This is a genomic window from Gordonia sp. (in: high G+C Gram-positive bacteria), from assembly GCF_047606305.1.
Taxonomy (GTDB): Bacteria; Actinomycetota; Actinomycetes; order Mycobacteriales; family Mycobacteriaceae; genus Gordonia.
The window spans coordinates 64,391-84,020 of record NZ_JASGER010000061.1 but is presented as its reverse complement, the minus strand read 5'-3'; the positions used below and the strand labels follow the sequence as shown (position 1 = coordinate 84,020).

The following is a 19,630-nucleotide window of genomic DNA, read 5'->3' as shown; positions in this document are numbered from 1 at the left end:
GGCCGACGGCTCTGCGCCGCCCCAGCCGACCGCGCCGGTGTCCGAGCGCCCCACGCCGCAGCCCGCGGGCGAATCCCGGCGCCCCGCGGCCGTGCCCCGATCGGCGCCGTCGACGACGTCGCGGTGGAGCAGGAAGCGATGGGTCGGCCTCGGCGTCGTCGTGGCCCTGGTCCTCGGCCTCGTCGGGTTGGGCGGGTCCGAGTGGTACCTGCGTCACCAGGTGACCAGCTGCCTGGCCAACGCCTTCGGCTCGCTCACCGGCGCGCCGACGACCGTGCACCTGTCCGGCCGGCCGATGCTGCTGCAGGCGATGAGCAAGGAGATCCCCTTCGTCCACGTCGACGCCTCCGGCGGGGACGCGAATGGCAGCCTCAAGCTGAAGGTCGAGGACATCCGCAGCAGCGGCGACAAGTCGACCATCGACAAGATCGACGGCTCGGGCACGGTGCCCTACGACCAGATCGTCCGCAGCGCGCAGGGCGGGGGCGGCGGCATGCTGAACACCCCGCAGGGCGCCCCCGGTCAGATCGAGCAGGTCCGCGGCAACGGCGACGGCACCTTCGACGTCACCGCCACGGTGACCGCGGTGATCATCCCGGTGCCCGCCACGGTCACCATCCGCCCGTCGGTGCGCGACGGCAAGGCCCACTTCGAGGTCGTCAAGGCCAGCGCCCTGATGATCGGCATCCCGCCGGAGTTCGCCCAGGGCGTCGTCGACGACGTGACGACCGCGACGCTCGGCCCGGCGCTGAGCAAGCTGCGGCTGACCAAGCTGGAGGCCACCGGTGACGGCATCGCCTTCGCCGTCGACGGTCAGAACATCACCGTCGACGAGAACCTCATCCGTCCGCGCGGCGATTGCAGCGACGTGACGACCGCCGTCTCGGGGTAGTCGCCGGTCAGTCGAACACCACGGTCTTGCGACCGTGGCTCAGTCGAACACCACGGTCTTGCGACCGTGGACCAACACCCGGTCCTCGAGGTGCCAGCGCACGCCGCGGGCGAGCACCATCGTCTCGATGTCGCGGCCCTGCCGCACCATGTCGGCGACGTTGTCCCCGTGGTCGACGCGGATGACGTCTTGCTCGATGATCGGACCGGCGTCGAGTTCGGCGGTCACGTAGTGGCAGGTCGCGCCGATCAGCTTCACACCGCGCGCGAAGGCCTGGTGGTACGGGCGCGCGCCGACGAAGCTCGGCAGAAAGCTGTGGTGGATGTTGAGGGCGCGGCCGGTCCAGCGCTCGCACAGGTCCGCCGGCAGGATCTGCATGAAGCGGGCCAGCACGATGGCATCGGGGTCGTGCTCGTCGACGAGCGACGCGACCCGCTCGAACGCCGCGTCCTTGGCGCCGTCGTCGAAGGGGACGAGGTGGAAGGGAACGCCCAGGCTCTCGGTCAGCGGGCCCAACGACTCGTGGTTGCCGATGACGGCGACGATGTCGCCGGGCAGCTCACCGCGCTGGGCGCGGCCCAACAGGTCGATCAGGCAGTGGCTGTCCTTGCTGACCAGCAGCACGATCTTCTTCCGCGCCGCCGAGTCCGTGAGACGCCACTCGGTGTCGGGGTGGAAGCGCTCGTGCGCGAGGGCGGCGAACCGTCGGCGCAACTCGTCGATGCCGCAGTCCACCGAATCGGCCCGCACCGCTTGGCGGGTGAAGAACCAGTTCGAGTCCGCGTCCGAGTGGTAGGCGGCCTCGGTGATCCAGGCACCGGCGTCGGCGAGGAAGCCGGCGATGCGCGCGACGATGCCCGTCTCGTCGGGGCACCCCAGCGTCAGGGTGAAGCGGCGGTCGGCGGCAGCGGTGTCGGGACTCACCCCTTCAGTGTGTCAAGCTGTCGACCATGAGCGAACACGGACTCACCCGCGAGCAGGTCGCGCGCATGGTCGACCACACGCTGCTCGCGCCGGAGGCGACGCGCGCCGACGTGCGGCGGACCGTCGACGAGGCCGCCGAATTGGGCGTCTACGCGGTCTGCCTGTCGCCGTCGACGCTGCCCGTGGACACCGGCGAGCAGAAGCTTGCCGTGGTCGCCGGGTTCCCGTCGGGCAAACACCACTCGCTGGTGAAGGCGGCCGAGGCGAAGATGGCCGTCGACCAAGGGGCGCAGGAGGTCGACATGGTCATCGACATCGGGGCGGCCGTCGACGGACGGCTCGAGGAGGTGTTCGCCGACGTCGTGACGGTCGCGCAGGCGATCGACGGTGAGGCGCTGCTCAAGGTGATCGTCGAGTCCGCGGTGCTGCTCGAGCGCGGCGGTCCGGACCTGCTGCAGGACGTGTGCCGGCACGCGGTCGCCGGCGGTGCCGGCATGGTGAAGACCTCCACCGGCTTCCACCCGGCCGGGGGTGCGAGCGTCGACGCCGTGCGGTTGATGGCCGAGGCCGTCGGCGATCGGGTCGGCGTCAAGGCCAGCGGTGGCATCCGCGACGCGGGCTTCGCCGCCGAACTGATCGACGCGGGCGCGACCCGACTCGGACTGTCGCAGACCGCAGCGGTCCTCGCCGGCTTCTAGGGCACGGTCGGCGAAGTTCTGGGCACGGTCGGCGGAAATCTGGGCACGCTCGGCGAGATTCTGGGCACGCTCGGCGGGGGAGCGCGGCTAGGCTTGACGGGTGAGCTTCGTACTCGACCACTCGCTGGAGATCGCCGCCCCGGCGGCGACCGTGTGGGCGGTCCTGACCGACTTCGACTCCTACGGGGAGTGGAACCCCTTCGTGCCGCGGGCGTCCAGCACCCTGCAGCCCGGCGCGCCGATCGACATGTCGGTGCGACTGGGCGGTGGTGACAAGCTGCGCCGCCAGCGCGAATATGTCAACGCCGTCGACCCGGGCCGCTTCTTCAGCTACTCGATGAAGCCGGCGCCGATGGGACTGCTGCACAGCGTCCGCGAGCAGACGGTCGCGCCGTCCGGGTCGGGGACCTGTCATTACACCTCGCACTTCGAGATCGCGGGCCCGCTGTCCCCGGTCGTCTCCGGGCTCATGGGAAAGGGCCTGCGCCGCGGGTTCGACGACATGGCCGCGGCCCTCAAGGCGCGCGCCGAGCAGATCGCCGGCGGCGCCAAGCACACCCCGGCTCCGCGTCGCAGCTGATCCGGCCCGCTACCCTCGCGAGATGAATCCGATCCTCGGCCACCCCGACGGCGCCGACACCGCCTGGCTGCTGGTGGCTTTCGCCCTGGTGCTGTTGATGACGCCGGGGCTGGCGCTCTTCTACGGCGGCATGGTGCGCAGCAAGACCGTGCTGAACATGATGATGATGTGTCTGACCGCCATCCCGGTGGTGTGGGTCATCTGGGTCGTCTTCGGCTACTCGGCGGCATTCGGGCCGGACAAAGGCGGCCTGATCGGCGACCCGGGGACCCACCTCGGTCTGCGCCACCTGTTCGGCGGCTTCGGCAAGGACGGAGCCTCGCCGCTGGTGCAGCACGTGCCGGCGATCCTGTTCGTGGCCTTTCAAGCCGGGTTCGCGATGGTGACGGTCGCGCTGATCGCCGGTGCCGTGGCCGATCGCATGAAGTTCGCGTCGTGGCTGGCCTTCGCCGGCGCGTGGTTCACGCTCGTCTACATCCCGGTCGCGCACTGGGTGTTCGCAGCCAAGTCGTTGACGGGCGCTTCGCACGGCGGGTGGATCGTCGACCGGCTGCACGCCATCGACTACGCGGGGGGAACCGCCGTCGAGATCAACTCGGGTGCCTCGGCGCTCGTGATGGCGTTGATCCTCGGACGTCGTCTCGGCTGGCCGCGCGACCCGATGCGGCCCCACAACCTTCCGTTCGTCATGCTCGGCGCCGGACTGCTCTGGTTCGGGTGGTTCGGCTTCAACGCCGGGTCCGCGCTGGCCGCCGACGAGTCGGCCGCTCTCATCGCCGCCAACACCCTGGGATCGGGGGCGGCCGCGATGGTGTCGTGGCTGGTGGTCGAGCAGGTGCGCAACGGCAAGCCGACGTCCTTCGGTGCGGCGTCGGGTGTGGTGGCCGGGCTGGTCGCCATCACCCCGGCGTGTGGCTCGGTGTCCCCGATCGGGGCGCTCGCCGTGGGCGCCGTCGCCGGTGTCGCGAGTTCCTACGCGATTGAACTCAAGTTCCGCTGGCGCTACGACGACTCCCTCGACGTGGTGGGAGTGCACCTGGTGTCCGGACTGGTCGGCACGCTGATGATCGGCCTGGTGGCCAGCGGGAACACTCCGACCGGCGTGCGGGGCCTGCTCTACGGCGGGGGTCTGGACCAGATGTGGCGCCAGGCGGTGGCGGTGCTGGCCGTCGGCGGGTACGCGATGGTGGTGACCGCGATCATCGCCGTCGTCCTCGATCGAACGATCGGGCTGCGCGCCGATCCGCAGCACGAGGCCGACGGCCTCGACGACGTCTTGCACGCCGAGTCCGCCTACGACTTCCACGTCGACCGGGGACGCGGCGTCTCGGACCGGCTGGGCCGATGAGGGCGTGCGCGCTACCCCGTCTTGATGTTGCGCCGCGCCGACGCCTGGTCGCGCGGCTTGACGACGATCTGGTCGAGGTTCACATGCGGCGGCCGTGAGGCGGCGAAGGCGATCACCTCGGCGACGTCCTGCGCCACCAGCGGCGTCAATCCCGCGTACACCGCGGCGGCCTTCTCCTGGTCGCCGTCGAAGCGGACGACCGAGAACTCGGTCTCGACCATCCCCGGGCACACCTCGGTGAGCCGGATCGGTTTGCCCAACAACTCCAGCCGCAGCGTCCGGTGCACGACTCCCTGGGCGTGCTTGGCCGAGGTGTAGCCCGCACCGTTGTCGTAGGGCTCGAGCGCGGCGATCGAGGTGACGGTGACGATGAGGCCGTCGCCGGAGGCCTCCAACGCGGGGAGCAGGGCCCTGGTCATCCGCATAGTGCCGATGACGTTGGTCTCCCACATCCACCGCCAGTCGTCCTCGACCGCCTCGCCCACCGGCGCCAACCCCTTGGCGCCACCGGCGTTGTTCACCAGCACGTCGACCCGGTCGAGACCGTCGACGAAGGCGGCGATCGAGTCCGGGTCGGTGACGTCGAGGGCGCGTCCGATGCCGCCGATGTCCTCGGCGAGCGCGGTGATGCGGTCGAGGCGCCGCGCGCCCACGACGACGAGGTAGCCGTCGGCCGCCAGGGCCCGCGCGGTCGCCTCGCCGATGCCCGAACTCGCCCCCGTGACGACGGCGACGCGTCGGCCGTCGGTGGTGGGAACAGTGCCGGGGTCACGGGGTGCGGTCATGCTCTCGGTCTATGCCATGACGCGACCCGGGCGCAAGTCGGTGTTCCGATCGTCGCGATCGGATGCCCGCCGGCGGTCCGTCGGACTGATAGGTTCGGCCCCATGGGTCCGAGTGCCGCAGTGGTGCCGGCCGCGCTGCGGGTGGGCACCTCGCCCGCCGCCGTGGTCTTCGCGCGGGTGCGCGTCGGCGGTCCGGTGACCCGCGACCTCCTCGCCGACAGCGCGGAATTGTCCTCCGCGACGGTGAACCGCCAGGTCCACGCGCTGATCGACGCCGGGCTCGTCGTCGAGCGGCCCGACCTCGTCGATGCCGGCGGGATCGGGCGGCCCAAGGTCCCGCTGACCCTCAACCGCGACGGACTCGCCGTCGCCGCGATGCACATCGGTGCGCGGCGCACCCTGCTGGCCGTCGCCGACCTCTCCGGGCGGGCCCTGTACAGCCACGCCGTGCTGACCCCGGCGGGCGAGGCCGCCGACGCCGTCGGGGAACTCGCGCACGCATTGGCCGAGCTGGTCGCCCGCTTCTCCGGACGGCGGTTCCTGTGGGCCGGCGTCGCGGTCGGCGGCGACGTCGACGAGACCACCGGCACCGTCGACCACCCGGTCCGCGGCTGGCGCGGCGCTCCGGTCGGGAAGATCGTGCAGGAGGTCCTCGGGCTGCCGGTCTCGGTGTGCGAGCACGTCCAGGCCATGGCCGCGGCCGAGCTCGTCCTGGCTCCCTCGCGCGAGGCCGGTCGCTCGTCGATGTACTGGTACGCGCGCGAGACCGTGGGCATGGCGTTGACGCTCGACGGTCACGTGCACGTGCCGAGCACCGGGGCGGGCACCGTCGCGCACATCCCCGTGCAGGCGCCGAGGTTCGCCGACGAACCGGGTCCGGTCGGACTGCAGCAGGTGATCGGCAGCGCCGCCCTCGCCGCGGCGGCCGAGCGCACCGGGTTCTCCCCGTCCTCGCCGGCGCTGCTGGACGAGCGGGCCCGCGCGCTGGGAGAGGCCATCGCCGCCATCGGCGACGCGGTCAACCCGGACACGATCATCGTCGCCGGTGACGCCTTCGCCGATCATCCGCGCGGTCTGGCACCGGTGCAGGCGGCCTTCGACGCGGCCCGGCACCTGCCGCACCGTTTGGAGCTGACTCCGACCCGGTTCGGACTCGGGGTGCAGGAGGCGGCCGCGGTCGTCGTCGCACTGTCGGTGCTCTACGCCGACCCACTGGTCGCGATGACCGGTTAGAGCGCCGTCGACCGCTCGACGAGGATCGTGCGCAGCACCGCGCCGACCAGTTCCGGCCCGGCGATCCGGTGGCCGGCGACGGTGTCGCCGTCGCCCACCTTGATGCCGACGTCCCCGGGTCCGGTGAGGTGGCGGAAGGCGTTCTCGTCGGTGACGTCGTCGCCGAGATAGCAGACCGCCTCGGCGCCGCCGCGTTCGCGCAGGAGGTCCAGGGCGTGGCCCTTGCCGGTGTCGATCACCGCCAGTTCCAGGACGGCCTTGCCCTCGGTGGCGTGCACCCCCGCGTGGGTGGCCGGGCCCCGGCGGGCCTGGTCGAGTGCCCGCTCGGCGGACTCGGCGTCGGCGGCGTTGCGCACGTGCAGGACCGAGCTGGCCGGCTTGGTCTCGACCATCGTCCCCGGGAAGCGCGCCGAGATCGCGGACAGCTCGTCGGTGACGGTGGCCAGCAGTGCGCGCTGCTCGTCGGTGACGGGGGAGGTGAAGCCGTCGTCGAACTCGCTGCCGTGGCTGCCGATCAGGGTGACCGACGAGTCGGGCAGGGCGGCGAGGGAGGCGAGGTCGGCGCGGGCGCGGCCGGACACGATGGCGACGGTGGTGTCTCGCAAGGCCGCCAGTTCGACGAGGGCGGCCACGGCCGCCGGGTCGGGTCGGGCGTCGGCGGGGTGGGACACGATCGGCGCGAGGCAGCCGTCGAAGTCGGAGGCGACGACGATTCTCGGCACCGCCGCGAACGATTGCAGTGCGGCGACCAGGTCGGCCCGGAGCCCGACCATCAGTCGGTGGTGTCCTGCAGCGTGTCCAGGAAGCTCTTCGCCCACTTCTCCACGTCGTGGGTCAGCACCTGGCGGCGCAGCGCGCGCATCCGTGCCCGGTTGTCCTGCGTCGGGGCCTTCACCGCCGACTCGATGGCGTCCTTGACGCCCTCCATGTCGTAGGGGTTGGCCTGGTAGGCCTGCTTGAGTTCGGCGGCCGCACCGGTGAACTCCGACAGCACGAGGGCGCCGCCCAGGTCGCTGCGGCAGGCCACGTACTCCTTGGCGACCAGGTTCATGCCGTCGCGCAGCGGCGTGACGAGCATGACGTCGGCGGCGACGAAGAAGGCCAGCAGCTCGTCGCGGGGGATCGGCCGGTTCAGGTACTGGACGACCGGTTGGCCGACCTCGGCGAAGTTGCCGTTGATGTTGCCGACGAGCTGCTCGATCTCCGAGCGCATCGCCACATACGACTCGACGCGCTCGCGGCTGGGGGTGGCCAGCTGGACCATGACGGTCTCGTGCGGGTCGAGGCGGTGCTCGGCGAGCAGTTCGGAGACCGCTTTGAGCCGGACGTCGATGCCCTTGGTGTAGTCGAGGCGGTCGACGCCGAGCAGGATCGTCGTCGGGTTGCCGAGCTCCTTGCGGATCTCCTTCGCGCGCTTGCGGATCGCGCGGGACTTCGACGCGGCGTCGATCTCGCCGGAGGCGATGGAGATGGGGAAGGCGCCGACCTTCACCGTGCGACCGTCGACCTGCACCGACCCGAAGCGGGAGCGCACGCCCACCGAGCGGCGCGACGCGTCGTGGCCGCCGAGGCGGTTGGCCAGGTAGAGGAAGTTCTCCGCGCCGTCGGGCAGGTGGAAGCCGATGAGATCGGAGCCGAGCAGCCCGTCGACGATCTCCTTGCGCCAGGGCAGCTGCATGAACAGCTCCACCGGCGGGAACGGGATGTGCAGGAAGAAGCCGATCTTGAGGTCGGGGCGCAGCTCGCGCAGCATCTTGGGCACGAGCTGGAGCTGGTAGTCCTGGATCCACACGAGTGCGCCCGGGCCGGCGACCTCGGCGGTGGCCTTGGCGAACCGTTCGTTGACGGTGACGTAGGCGTTCCACCACTCGCGGTGGTACTCGGGCTTGGCGATGACGTCGTGGTACAGCGGCCACAGCGAGCCGTTGGAGAAGCCCTCGTAGTAGTCGGCGATCTCTTCGCTGCTCAGCGGGACCGCGCGGATCTGCAGGCCGTCGATGTCGGGGTTGTCGTCGGAGTCGGGGACCCCGGACCAGCCGACCCAGGCGCCGGTGTGGCTGCGCAGGATGGGTTCGAGCGCGGTGACCAGGCCGCCGGGGCTGCGCTTCCACCGCGCGGTGCCGTCGGGCAGGACCTCTTTGTCGACCGGCAGTCGATTGGCGACCACCACGAATTCGGCTTGCGATGAGGCGGTCATGGGGAGGTCAGACGGAGTCGCCCGGTGCGATTCCCAGCATCGCGAGCAGCATGCGGCACTCGTCGGCGTCGGTCGCGTACGCGGCGACGACGCGGCGGGCCGACGTGGCGGTCTCGTCGGCCACGGGCTCCAGCTCGTCGTCGCTGAGATCGGCGGTCTTCGGGGGCATGATCGTCCTCTTGGGTCGTATCGGCGGTGCTCGCCCCGATTCTACCCACCGCACACCGTCGTGGCGTGCCGGGCTCGACGGGGAGTCCCGCTGCGTGTGGAGCCCCCCGTCGGGATTGAACCGACGACCTACGCTTTACAAGAGCGTTGCTCTACCACTGAGCTAGGGAGGCATGTTTGTGCGCATGAAAGGGTAGCAGCGCGTCACAGCAGTCCGGCCAGCTTGTAGGCGACCAACGACCCGGCGACGGCGACGTTGAGACTCGCGCCGCGCCCGATCATCGGGATCTCGACGACGTCGTCGAGGATGTCGAGGTACTCGTCGGGGATCCCGGTCCGCTCATGACCCAGGACCACGACCGTCCGCCGTCGGGCGGGCTCGAGGTCGGCCAGGCGGATCGCGCCCTCGGCGAGCTCGACGCCGACGATGTGACTGCCCTTCTCGTGCTCGCGCTCCAACCATCGCCGCGGGTTGCCGGTGCGGTGCACGCACGAGCGACCGGGCACGGTGTTGCCGCGGCGCAGCGCCTCGGGCACCCAGTCGTGCGGCGGCACCGCGAGGCAGGCGCCGACGGCGTCACAGGTGCGCAGCAGCGTGCCGAGGTTGGCGCCGTGTTGGGCCCAGAGCGGGGCGAGGATCAGATGACCCCAACAGGAATGGGATCGAGAACGTCGGGAGCGGCGGAGTTCGTCCGGTGTGCGGACGCGCGCCCGAGACATCAGGCGGGGTGAGGCGCACGGCCCCTTTCGATGCGTGACATGACGAGGAGTCTACCGACCTGCCATAGACTCGACCCATGGCCGTACGACGAGATCGCTCCGAGTCCCTGCCCGACCAGGGCTTCCCGCACAGCGCGACGGTGGCGGCGGGGGTGACGGTGTTCACCGGGGGCATCGCCCCGCTCGACGCCGACGGCGCGGTGACCCCTCCCGGCGACGTCGTCGGACAGACCAAGCAGTGCCTGTCGGTGCTGGAGAAGGTGCTGACCGAGCGCGGCGCGGGACTCAAGGACATCGCGAAGCTGACGGTGCACGTCGACGGGGAGATGAAGGTCGACCTGACGGTGGCGTGGGACGCGGTCGTCGAGTTCTTCGGCGGTGACGTCCCGCCGACCAGCGTCGTGGGCGTGACCGCCCTCCCGCTCGACGACCAGGTCGTCGAGATTGAAGCCGTCGCCGCACCCTGACGTGCCGACCCGACCGCGCATCACCGACGAGCAGCGCCGCGCCCGGCAGTGGCGACGCCAGCACCTCGACCGCAGCGGGCCCGCTGACGTCAGCGCTGTGGCCGATGCGCTCGTGGCGCTGCACGCGACCACCGCGTCGACGGTCTACCTGTCGACGTGGGCACGGTCGCCGCACCTGTCCATCGCCGACGTCGATGCCGCCCTCTACGCCGACCGTGACGTCGTCAAACACCTCGGCATGCGGCGCACCCTGTTCGTCACCTCGCACCCGGTCCTGGACGAGGTGCTCGGCGCCGTCAGCGACCGGGTCGCGGCGTCCGAGCGCACCAACATGCTCCGCGACCTGCGTCGGAGCCCGGACGTCGCCGATCCCGAAGGGTGGATCGAGGAGGCCTGCGCCGCCGCGCTGACGGCGCTGGCCGCCGGCGGCCCGATGACGACGGCACAGCTGCGCGAGGCGGTGCCGATCCTGGGCACGCCGATCGGCGAGCCGCCGGAGTCGTCGTGGGGCGGCCCGCTGCAGATGGGCGCGCGCGTCCTGAACTACCTGGCGGCGTCGGGCCGGATCGTCCGCGGCCCCGACGATGGCCCCTGGTACACCTCGCGGATCACCTGGGAGCCGATGGACCGCTGGCTGCGCCGCGAGCCCGCCGGACTCGACGTCGACGAGGGGCACGCCGGCCTGATACGGCGCTGGCTCGCCGTCTACGGTCCCGGCACCGAGACCGACATCGTGTGGTGGCTCGGCTCCACCAAGGCCGCCGTGCGCCGCGCCCTGGCCGCCATCGGCGCCGTCGAGGTCGACCTCGACGACGGGCAGGTCGGGTACGTGCTGCCCGAGGACGTCGACGCCGACGAACCCGAACCGGACGGCGTCGCGCTGCTCCCCGAACTCGACCCGACGACCATGGGGCACAAGGAGCGCGCCTTCTACCTCGCCGATCTGGAGAAACAGCTGTTCGACCGCAACGGCAACGGCGGATCGACCGCCTGGTGGGCCGGGCGGGCCGTCGGCGGCTGGCGCCCCTGCGCCGACGGCGGCGGGATCGACCTCGTGCTGTGCGAGAAGGTGCCCGCCCGGGTGGAGCGCGCCCTGCGTGAACGCGGCGAGCAGCTCGCGGCCTGGTGCGCGCCGGCGCCGATCCCGCGCGGTGTCTACCTCGGGCCGCTGCAGAAGTCCGCCGGCACCGGCTAGGCCCGGATCACGCTCACAGGCGTCTCACAGCTGATTCGCAGGCGGGGCGCGTAACGACGGGCCACACTGGGTCCATGACAGCAGCAACGAAGGACGCCCGTGTGCTCGTCGTCGACGACGAGGAGAACATCCGCGAACTGCTCAGCGTGTCGTTGAAGTTCCAGGGCTATGAGGTCCTGACCGCGGCGAACGGGCCCGAGGCGATCGACATCTGCCGGACGACCCGCCCGGATCTGCTGGTCCTGGACGTCATGATGCCCGGCATGGACGGCTTCGGCCTGCTCAAGCGCCTGCGCGACGACGGCATCGAGGCGCCGGCCCTGTTCCTGTCGGCGCGGGACTCGGTCGCCGACAAGGTCAACGGCCTGACCATCGGCGGCGACGACTACGTGACCAAGCCGTTCAGCCTCGAAGAGGTCGTGGCCCGCCTCGAGGTGATGCTGCGCCGCTCGGGCTTCGTCGACTCCGCCGAGCGCACCACCCGCATCGTGTTCTCCGACATCGAGCTCGACGACGAGACCCACGAGGTGTGGAAGAACGGCGAACTGGTGTCGCTGTCGCCGACCGAGTTCACCCTGCTGCGGTACTTCATGGTCAACGCCGGCACCGTGCTGTCCAAGCCGCGCATCCTCGACCACGTCTGGAACTACGACTTCGGCGGCGACGTCAACGTCGTCGAGTCCTACGTCTCCTACCTGCGTCGCAAGGTCGACACCGGCGACAAGCGCCTGATCCACACGTTGCGCGGCGTCGGGTACGTCATGCGCGAACCCCGGTAGGGCTTCGTGTCCCGTATCCCGCTCCGCGTCTCCCTGGTCGTCCTCTCGACCATCCTGGTCCTGGCCGGCCTCGCCGTGTCCGGTGTGCTGGTCAGCCAGGCGATGCGCGACGACATGCGCCACCGCGTCGACGAGCAACTCGAGCGGGCGGTCCGCACCTGGGCGCGACCCCGCCAGCCCGAGGAGATGCGCCGCACCCCGCCGCAGTCGCCCGACGAGCTGCCCCGCCCCAACGACGCGCGCCGGCCCCCGTCGAACTACTACGTCCGCGTCGCCCTCGGCGACGGGGTGATGGTGCGCAACAACGACTCGGGGTCGGAGCCGGACGTCTCGATGGTCGAGGACAACGCCGCCGAACACTTCGGACCGGTGACCGTCCCCTCGGTCGACCCGGGTGGACCCGAATGGCGCGTGGTGAAGGCGAGCAACCCGCAGGGCGAGTCGATCGTGGCGATGCCGCTGACGATGCTCGACCGCACGATGTCGCGCCTGATCAAACTGCAGCTCATCGTCGGGGCGATCGTCGTCGCGGTGATGGGCCTGCTCAGCTACCTGCTCGTCCGCGGCAGTCTGCGGCCGTTGCGGCGCGTCGAGGAGACCGCGCACGCCATCGCCGGCGGCGACCTCGACGCGCGCGTCCCCGAGTCCCCGCCGGGCACCGAGGTCGGGAGCCTGTCCGAGTCGCTCAACGCGATGCTCGGCCAGATCCAGCGCGCCTTCGACAAGACCGAGGCCTCCGAGCAGCAGGCGCGCGCCTCCGAGGAGAAGATGCGGCGCTTCGTCGCCGACGCCGGTCACGAGCTGCGCACGCCGTTGACGTCGATCAAGGGGTTCGCCGAGCTGTACCAGCAGGGTGCGGTGACCGACGCCGACGACGCCTTCCGCCGCGTCAACGACGAGGCCACGCGGATGAGCCTGCTCGTCTCGGACCTGCTGATGCTGGCACACCTGGACGCCGACCGTCCGGTGGAAAAGGCCCCGGTTCGGGTCAACGACCTGGTCGTGGAGGCCGTGCACTCGGCCCGGGCGGCCGCTCCCGATCGCGACATCGCGCTGCAGGTGCCCGACGCCACGCCGGTCGTCCTCGGCGACCACCCGCGCCTGATGCAGGTCGTGCGCAACCTCATCAACAACGCCGTCGCCCACACACCGCCGACCGCCGCGATCACCGTCCGGGTGCTCCCCGAGGCCGACGAGGCGGTGCGCATCGAGGTCGCCGACACCGGCCCGGGCCTGACGCCCGACGAGACCACGCAGGTGTTCGACCGCTTCTACCGCGGCGACAGCTCCCGCCACCGCGGCAGCTCCGGTGGCGGCAACGGGCTGGGCCTGTCGATCGTCTCGGCGCTCGTCGCCGCGCACGGCGGACGCGTCGGCGTCGACTCGGAGCCCGGCGAGGGGGCGACGTTCTGGGTCGATCTGCCCACGGTCGACGCCGCCGAACCCGTCGCGGCCGAATAGTCTGTGGTCATGGCTTCCGTCTTCTCGATGATCATCAACGGCGACCTTCCGGGGCGCTTCGTGTGGCGCGACGACCGCGCCGTCGTCTTCCTCACCATCAACCCGTTCACCGACGGGCACGTCCTGGTGGTGCCGATCGAGGAGGTCGACCACTGGGAGGCCGTGGAGTCCGGCCTTTTCAGCCACCTCACCGACCTCGCGCGCACGATGGGTCAGGCCGTCAAGAAGGGCTTCGACGCCCCGCGCGCCGGACTGATCATCGCCGGACTCGAGGTGCCCCACCTGCACCTGCACGTCTTCCCGGCCCGCGAGTTGGAGGACTTCTCCTTCGCCGCCGCGGAGGCCGACCCCGATCCGGCGGACCTGGACCGGGCGGCCGAGACCATCCGCGCGACCCTGCGCGACATGGGCCTGGGCGCGAACGTCCCGGACGCTTAGACGCTGCGGTGCACGACCAGCGGCAGCACCGCTGACGCGCCCGCCTCGCGGAGCTTGGCGGCGGCAATCGTCACCGGCCACCCCGACCGGGTGTCGTCGACGACGAGCAGCACCGCACCCGACGGCGGGTCGGCGGGCACGTCGACCGCGTCTCGCCAGTGTGCGGCCTCGACCGCGGAGTTCGTGTCGTCGGGCGGTCCGCCCGGGCGGACGGTGAGCGCCCCGCCGGGGCGCTTCCCGATGTGGCGCAGCCGGTCGGCCAGGTCGGCGGCGATGCTGCTCCCGGTCAGCGGCAGCGACCAGATCTGATCGGGGCGGATGCCGGATTCGCGGCCCCACGGGCCCAGCGTTTCGACCGCCGCGTCGGCGAGCTCGGTCAGGGCCTGCGCATCCCCGCCGCGCGCGGCCGACAACACCTCCTGCCATTCGGGTGCATCGGCGTGGGCCAGCACCCGGCCCGGCTCGGCCATCTGATCGGGGGCGATGCGGCCGCGGGTGCCGAAGGCCCCGCCCGGCCACATCTTGCGCGGCTCGAGGACGGTGGCCCGACCGCGCAGTGCGCGGGTGATCGTGCGGACCGACTCGGCGTCGACGGTGGCGGGCAGCCCGTCGGGCAACGAGCCCAGGCAGACGCTGCACCGCCGGCACGGCTCGGTCAGCGGATCGTCGAGCGAGGCGGTGAGCAGCTGCATCAGGCACTTCTCGCCGCGCACGTAGGAGCGCATGATGTCGGCCTCCCGGCGGCGGGTGGCCAGGATGCCGTCGTAGTGCGCCGCGTCGTACTGCCACGGCGTGCCGGTGGCGGACCAGCCCTCGGTGCCGCGCTCGGCGGCGCCATCGACGGCGAGCTGCTTGAGCATCAGGTCGATCTTGGTGCGGCGCAGCCCGGTCGCCGCCTCCAGCTGCACCACCGAGGTCGGCTCGGACTCGTCGCGCAGGGCGTCGAGCAGGGTGGTCATCTGCCTGGGGTCGGGGATGGACGCGGTGGCGAAGTACTCCCAGATCCGGTCGTCGGTGCCCGAGGCGAGCAACATGACCACCGCCTCGTCCAGGGCTCGACCGGCACGACCGACCTGCTGGTAGTAGGACACCGGCGACGGCGGCGAGCCGAGATGGACGACGAATCCGAGGTCGGGCTTGTCGTAGCCCATGCCCAGTGCCGACGTCGCGACCAGCGCTTTGACCTCGTTGCGGCGCAGCGCGTCCTCGAGGCGCTCGCGCTGTCCGGCGTCCAGTTGACCGGTGTAGGCGGCGACCGGGTAGTCCGCACCCTTCAGCGCCCTGATCGCCGTGACGAGACGGTCGGTGTCGGCGATGGTGAGCGCGTAGACGATCCCCGACCCGGGCAGGCGGTCGATGTTCTCGGCGATCCAGGCGTAGCGCTGGATCGGCGACAGGCCGTCGAGCACGCCCAGATGCAGCGACTTGCGGGCCAGCGGGCCGCGCAACACCGTCGTGGAGTCGCCGAGCTGGGCGGCCACGTCGGCGCTCACGCGCTCGTTGGCGGTCGCGGTTGTCGCCAGGACGGGGGAGTCCGGGTGCAACTCGCGCAGCACGTCGGCCACCCGGCGGTAGTCGGGGCGGAAGTCGTGGCCCCAATCGGAGATGGCGTGCGCCTCGTCGATCACCAGCAGGCCCAACCCGGGACTGTCCGGGCCGGCCAGCGAGTCGAGGACCCGGCGGCCGAATCCGGGGTTGGCCAGGCGTTCGGGGGAGACGAGGAGGACGTCGACCTCACCGGCGCGCACCGCCTCCTCGACGGCCCCCCACTCGTCGAAGTTCGACGAGTTGATGGTCGCCGCGCGCAACCCGGCCCGGGCGGCCGCCTCCACCTGGTCGCGCATCAGCGCCAGCAGCGGGGAGACGACGAGGGTGGGGCCGGCACCGGCCGCCCGGCGCAGTGCCGTCGCGACCCAGTAGACGGCCGACTTGCCCCATCCGGTCGCCTGCACGACCAGGACCCGGGCACCGGGTTCCACCAGCTTCTCGACGGCGGACAGCTGGTCCTCGCGCAGCCGTGCGCCGGGTCCGGCGAGCGCCGTGATGACGCCGTCCGCCGTCTGCTGCTGCGCCGCGTCGAGTGCCATGGCGTCGAGCGTAGCCACCGGTGCCGGCGGTCCCGGTGCCCGCGGCACCACTTGTCCACAAGTCCGCACGGGGGATCGGTGGCCGCTACGGTGATCGTCGTGCCTTTGCGATCACAGCTGCAGCGGATGATCGGCCGCGACCCCGCCGAGTCGGATCGGGCCGGGTCGAACCTCGAGGTCTTCTACGACCTGGTCTTCGTCGTCGCGTTCTCGGTGGCGTCGGCCCAGCTGGCGCACTACTTGGCGCAGGGTCACTACCGCACCGCGATCACCGGCTACCTGCTGATGACCTTCGCCGCGATCTGGGCCTGGATCAACTTCGCCTGGTTCGCCTCGGCCTTCGACACCGACGACTGGCTGTTCCGTCTGTTGGTGCTGGTGCAGATGATCGGCGTCGCGATCATGGCCATCGGGATCCCCGGGGTGTTCGCGTCGATCGACGCCGGTCACCACCCGGCCATGGCGGTGCCGGTGATCGGCTACATCGTCATGCGCGTCGGCATGGTCAGCCAGTGGTTGCGGGCCGCCGCGCAGTCGCCGGAGAACCGGCGCTCCTGTCTGACCTACGCGGCCGCGACGCTGATCGCCCAGCTCGGCTGGGTGGGGATCGTCGTCGCGCCGCTCGACCTGCGCGACACCCTCATCGCCTGTGCGGTGTGCGCGGCCGTCGAAATCGCCGGACCGTGGCTGGCCGAGACGCGGGTGCGGCCGACGCCGTGGAACCCGGCGCACATCGCCGAGCGCTACGCGACGCTCATGGTGATCACCCTCGGCGAGGGGGTCGTGGGGACCGTGGCGCTCCTGCAGGCGGTCATCGAACGGGCCGGTTGGAGCACCCAGACCGCCGTGCTCGGACTCGCCGCGATGGGGGTCACGTTCGCGATGTGGTGGCTCTACTTCCTCATGCCCAACGGGGAGGCGCTGCGCGAGGCACCGCAGCGCTGCTTCGAATTCGGCTACGGCAGCGTGCCACTGTTCATGGCGTGCGCGGCCGTCGGCGCCGGCCTGCACGTGGCGGCGCTGTGGCTCGAGGGCGAGACCCGGATCGGCGACACCGCCGTCGTCGCGACCCTCGCCGTCCCGGTGGCCGTGTTCTGCCTCGGCGTGATCGCGATGAACGGATACCTGGTCGGTGCGCACCGCTGGCAGGTGCCCGTCGTCGCCGCGACCCTCGTCCCGCTCGTCGCCGGGCTGGGACTCGCGGCGGCCGGTGCGCCGCTGCTCGTGTGCCTGGTGCTGGTCTGCCTGACCCCCGTCCTACCGGTCATCGTGGTCGAGATCATCTGCGATTAGGCTGGGCGCGTGCGCGTACTCGTCATCGGCTCGGGCGGCCGGGAACACGCCCTGCTCCTCGGCCTCGCAGCAGACCCCGACGTCACCGACCTCTTCGTGGCCCCCGGCAACGCCGGAACAGCCGCGGTGGCGACCAACCACCCGGTCGACGTCGCCTCCGCCGACGCGGTCGTCGCGCTGGCCCGCAAGCTCGACGTCGACCTGGTCGTGATCGGACCGGAGGTCCCGCTGGTGCTCGGCGTCGCCGACGCCCTCCGCAACGCCGGGATCGCCGTGTTCGGCCCGAACAAGGCGGCCGCGCAGATCGAGGGCTCGAAGGCCTTCGCCAAAGACGTCATGGCCGCGGCGGGCGTCCGGACGGCCCACGCCGAGGTCGTCGACAACCCCGCGAACCTCGACGCGGCGCTAGACCGGTTCGGCCCGACCTGGGTGGTCAAGGACGACGGCCTGGCCGCGGGCAAGGGCGTCGTCGTCACCACCGACCGGGCCGCGGCCCGCGATCACGCCGCCGAGTGCCTGGAAGCCGGGCATCCGGTGCTGCTGGAGTCCTTCCTCGACGGCCCCGAGGTGTCGCTGTTCTGCCTCGTCGACGGCGAGACGGTCGTGCCGCTGATCCCCGCGCAGGACCACAAGCGCGTCGGCAACGGCGACACCGGACCGAACACCGGCGGGATGGGCGCGTACACCCCGCTGCCGTGGCTGCCCGAGGCGACGGTCAGCCAGATCGTCGAGGAGATCGTGAAGCCGGTCGCCGCCGAGCTGGTCAAGCGGGGCACCCCGTTCAACGGCCTGCTGTACGCGGGCCTGGCCATCGGTGCCGACGGCCCGGCCGTCGTCGAGTTCAACGCGCGCTTCGGCGACCCGGAGACCCAGGCCGTCCTCGCCCTGCTGCGCTCGCCGCTCGGGCGGGCGCTGAACGCCACCGCCACCGGCACCCTCGCCGACCTCCCGCCGTTGGAGTGGTCGGACGGCGCCGCGGTGACCGTGGTGCTGGCCGCCGAGAACTACCCGGGCACGCCGCGCACCGGCGACGTCATCACCGGCGCCGACGGCGAGGGGGTCCGGCACGCCGGCACCGCGCAGGGCGCCGATGGCAAGACGGTGTCGGCGGGCGGTCGGGTGCTGGCCGTCGTCGGGACGGGGGCGGATCTGGCCGCCGCCCGCGAGCAGGCCTATGCCCGGCTCGAGCAGATCAAACTGCCCGGCAGCCACTATCGCGACGACATCGGGCTGGCGGCCCTGGAGGGCCGGATCAGCGTCTGAGCGACGCCGGTCCTAGTGGCGCGCGAGGTTGCGGCCCAGGAACATCACGTGGTCGGGCAGCACGCTGCGCCAGTACCGGTTGCCGTGGGCACCGGCCGTCGTCCCGAACGCCGCGGGCGGATGCAGGTCGGCGGCCCACTGACGGGTGTAGGTGAAGAACTGGTCGCTGCTGCCGATCGTGATCAGCAGCGGAATCTTCGCGAAGGCCTTCTGCTGGCCGAACAGCGAATTGGCCTGGTAGTCCTCGGGGGAGTCGAAGGCGCGCGTCGGGTAGAGGTTCGGGTCGCCCCACAGCGCCGGTGAACTCACCGACACGGCGGCGACGCGCGGGGCGCCGACCAGCGCGGCGAGCCGCAAGGCGCCGTAGCCGCCCATCGACCAGCCGTGCAGGCCGATGCGGTCGGTCGAGAGCCGCAGCTCGGAGTTGCCGGCCAGCATCGGCAGGAATTCGTCGAGCACCATCGCGGCCGCGTCGGCGCCGTTGGCCCGTTTGTGCCAGTAGTTGACGCCACCGTCGACCGCGGCGAGTGCGAACGGCGGGTTGCCCTCGTCGACGTAGGACTGCAGCACGTTCTGCATCTGCAGCTTGCGGCTGAAGATGGTGCGCTCGTTGGTGTTGAGGGCGTGCAGGATGACGACGACGGGCAGCTTGCCGGTCACCCCGTTGGGGCGTGCGACGGCCCACTTGGTGGGTCGGCCCAGCATCTTCTGCGAGTTGAAGGTGCCGGTGATGATCGGCGGACCGGGAACCGGCCGGTTGTCCTGCGGCTCGGCCGGCAGCACGTCGTCGGCCCGCTGGTTCTCCTCCAGCTCCTGCTCGTTGACGGCGGGCTTGGGATCGTCTTTGGAGCACGCGGCCAGCCCGGCGACCGCGGCGGCGCTCAGGCCGGTCAGCAGGGCGGTGCGCCGGGTCCACAGGCGCGGCTCACCGCCGGCAGCGGCGTCCGAGGGTTCGGGTGCGGGGGAGGTCGGTGTCATAACGATTCAAAAGAATACGTGTGCTTTCTGAAAGCCGGGTGAGACGCTCCGATATCCCCTCGCCGAGTGGGCGCTCGATCTCGCCGAGTGGGCGGTCAAACCCCGCCGAGTGGGCGCTCGATCT

20 protein-coding genes and 1 tRNA gene are annotated in these 19,630 nt (G+C 71.5%); 12 read left to right on the top strand and 9 right to left on the bottom strand.

Features of this window, described 5'->3' with window-relative positions; translation table 11 throughout:
* A partial coding sequence (locus tag QM634_RS09645) for a DUF2993 domain-containing protein (protein WP_415042562.1) occupies positions 1 to 892 on the top strand: 892 nt, incomplete at its 5' end.
* A 39-nt stretch (positions 893 to 931) separates the two neighbouring features.
* Here QM634_RS09645 and purU read toward each other — a convergent pair.
* A complete protein-coding gene (purU, locus tag QM634_RS09640; protein ID WP_415042561.1) occupies positions 932 to 1,816 on the bottom strand; it encodes a formyltetrahydrofolate deformylase in 885 nt (294 codons plus the stop codon).
* A gap of 26 nt (positions 1,817 to 1,842) precedes the next feature.
* On the opposite strand from purU, the gene deoC reads away from it, so the two are divergent.
* The 3 genes from deoC to QM634_RS09625 all read left to right on the top strand — a co-directional run bounded on the left by deoC (position 1,843) and on the right by QM634_RS09625 (position 4,442).
* Entirely contained in the window at positions 1,843 to 2,514 is a 672-nt protein-coding gene (gene deoC, locus QM634_RS09635; RefSeq protein WP_415042560.1) for a deoxyribose-phosphate aldolase, read from the top strand.
* A 100-nt stretch (positions 2,515 to 2,614) separates the two neighbouring features.
* Positions 2,615 to 3,094 (top strand): SRPBCC family protein, encoded by a 480-nt coding sequence (locus tag QM634_RS09630; RefSeq protein ID WP_415042559.1) that lies wholly within the window; start codon positions 2,615 to 2,617, stop codon positions 3,092 to 3,094.
* A 22-nt stretch (positions 3,095 to 3,116) separates the two neighbouring features.
* A complete protein-coding gene (locus tag QM634_RS09625; RefSeq protein ID WP_415042558.1) occupies positions 3,117 to 4,442 on the top strand; it encodes an ammonium transporter in 1,326 nt (441 codons plus the stop codon).
* Positions 4,443 to 4,453: 11 nt separating this feature from the next.
* On the opposite strand, the gene QM634_RS09620 is transcribed toward QM634_RS09625, so the two are convergent.
* Entirely contained in the window at positions 4,454 to 5,227 is a 774-nt protein-coding gene (locus tag QM634_RS09620) for an SDR family NAD(P)-dependent oxidoreductase (RefSeq protein ID WP_415042557.1), read from the bottom strand.
* A 102-nt stretch (positions 5,228 to 5,329) separates the two neighbouring features.
* Here QM634_RS09620 and QM634_RS09615 point away from each other — a divergent pair, with 102 nt between their 5' ends.
* Positions 5,330 to 6,460, top strand: a complete 1,131-nt coding sequence (locus QM634_RS09615; RefSeq protein WP_415042556.1) for an ROK family protein — start codon at positions 5,330 to 5,332, stop codon at positions 6,458 to 6,460.
* Here the strand turns inward: QM634_RS09615 and otsB are convergent.
* The 5 genes from otsB to QM634_RS09590 all read right to left on the bottom strand — a co-directional run bounded on the left by otsB (position 6,457) and on the right by QM634_RS09590 (position 9,545).
* Positions 6,457 to 7,233 carry a trehalose-phosphatase gene (otsB, locus tag QM634_RS09610; RefSeq protein WP_415042555.1) on the bottom strand — a complete coding sequence of 259 codons (777 nt, stop codon included), beginning with the start codon at positions 7,231 to 7,233 and terminating at the stop codon, positions 6,457 to 6,459. The two genes, QM634_RS09615 and otsB, sit on opposite strands and share 4 nt — an antisense overlap.
* Entirely contained in the window at positions 7,233 to 8,657 is a 1,425-nt protein-coding gene (locus tag QM634_RS09605) for an alpha,alpha-trehalose-phosphate synthase (UDP-forming) (protein ID WP_415042554.1), read from the bottom strand. The genes otsB and QM634_RS09605 overlap by 1 nt, the downstream gene beginning before the upstream one ends.
* A 7-nt stretch (positions 8,658 to 8,664) precedes the next feature.
* Positions 8,665 to 8,826 (bottom strand): hypothetical protein, encoded by a 162-nt coding sequence (locus QM634_RS09600; protein ID WP_415042553.1) that lies wholly within the window; start codon positions 8,824 to 8,826, stop codon positions 8,665 to 8,667.
* A gap of 97 nt (positions 8,827 to 8,923) precedes the next feature.
* Positions 8,924 to 8,998: transfer RNA gene (locus tag QM634_RS09595), tRNA-Thr, on the bottom strand.
* Between the two features lie 31 nt (positions 8,999 to 9,029).
* Entirely contained in the window at positions 9,030 to 9,545 is a 516-nt protein-coding gene (locus tag QM634_RS09590; RefSeq protein ID WP_415042552.1) for a TrmH family RNA methyltransferase, read from the bottom strand.
* A 77-nt stretch (positions 9,546 to 9,622) separates the two neighbouring features.
* Here QM634_RS09590 and QM634_RS09585 point away from each other — a divergent pair, with 77 nt between their 5' ends.
* The 5 genes from QM634_RS09585 (at position 9,623) to QM634_RS09565 (ending at position 13,885) form a co-directional block, all read left to right on the top strand.
* Positions 9,623 to 10,012 carry a RidA family protein gene (locus tag QM634_RS09585; protein ID WP_415042551.1) on the top strand — a complete coding sequence of 130 codons (390 nt, stop codon included), beginning with the start codon at positions 9,623 to 9,625 and terminating at the stop codon, positions 10,010 to 10,012.
* A gap of 1 nt (position 10,013) precedes the next feature.
* Entirely contained in the window at positions 10,014 to 11,207 is a 1,194-nt protein-coding gene (locus QM634_RS09580) for a winged helix DNA-binding domain-containing protein (RefSeq protein ID WP_415042550.1), read from the top strand.
* Between the two features lie 74 nt (positions 11,208 to 11,281).
* On the top strand, positions 11,282 to 11,986 hold the full coding sequence (locus QM634_RS09575; protein WP_415042549.1) for a response regulator transcription factor: 705 nt from the start codon (positions 11,282 to 11,284) through the stop codon (positions 11,984 to 11,986).
* A gap of 6 nt (positions 11,987 to 11,992) precedes the next feature.
* Entirely contained in the window at positions 11,993 to 13,447 is a 1,455-nt protein-coding gene (locus tag QM634_RS09570; protein ID WP_415042547.1) for a sensor histidine kinase, read from the top strand.
* A 9-nt stretch (positions 13,448 to 13,456) separates the two neighbouring features.
* A complete protein-coding gene (locus tag QM634_RS09565; protein ID WP_415042546.1) occupies positions 13,457 to 13,885 on the top strand; it encodes an HIT family protein in 429 nt (142 codons plus the stop codon).
* Here QM634_RS09565 and QM634_RS09560 read toward each other — a convergent pair.
* Positions 13,882 to 15,972: a RecQ family ATP-dependent DNA helicase gene (locus QM634_RS09560; RefSeq protein ID WP_415042545.1), complete on the bottom strand. Its 2,091-nt coding sequence runs from the start codon at positions 15,970 to 15,972 to the stop codon at positions 13,882 to 13,884. The two genes, QM634_RS09565 and QM634_RS09560, sit on opposite strands and share 4 nt — an antisense overlap.
* A gap of 99 nt (positions 15,973 to 16,071) precedes the next feature.
* Between QM634_RS09560 and QM634_RS09555 the strand changes: the two genes are divergently transcribed.
* Entirely contained in the window at positions 16,072 to 17,265 is a 1,194-nt protein-coding gene (locus QM634_RS09555) for a low temperature requirement protein A (protein ID WP_415042544.1), read from the top strand.
* Positions 17,266 to 17,274: 9 nt separating this feature from the next.
* Positions 17,275 to 18,528, top strand: a complete 1,254-nt coding sequence (purD, locus tag QM634_RS09550) for a phosphoribosylamine--glycine ligase (protein WP_415042543.1) — start codon at positions 17,275 to 17,277, stop codon at positions 18,526 to 18,528.
* Positions 18,529 to 18,540: 12 nt separating this feature from the next.
* Here the strand turns inward: purD and QM634_RS09545 are convergent, their stop codons facing one another.
* A complete protein-coding gene (locus tag QM634_RS09545; protein ID WP_415042542.1) occupies positions 18,541 to 19,506 on the bottom strand; it encodes an alpha/beta hydrolase in 966 nt (321 codons plus the stop codon).
* Positions 19,507 to 19,630: the final 124 nt, after the last annotated feature.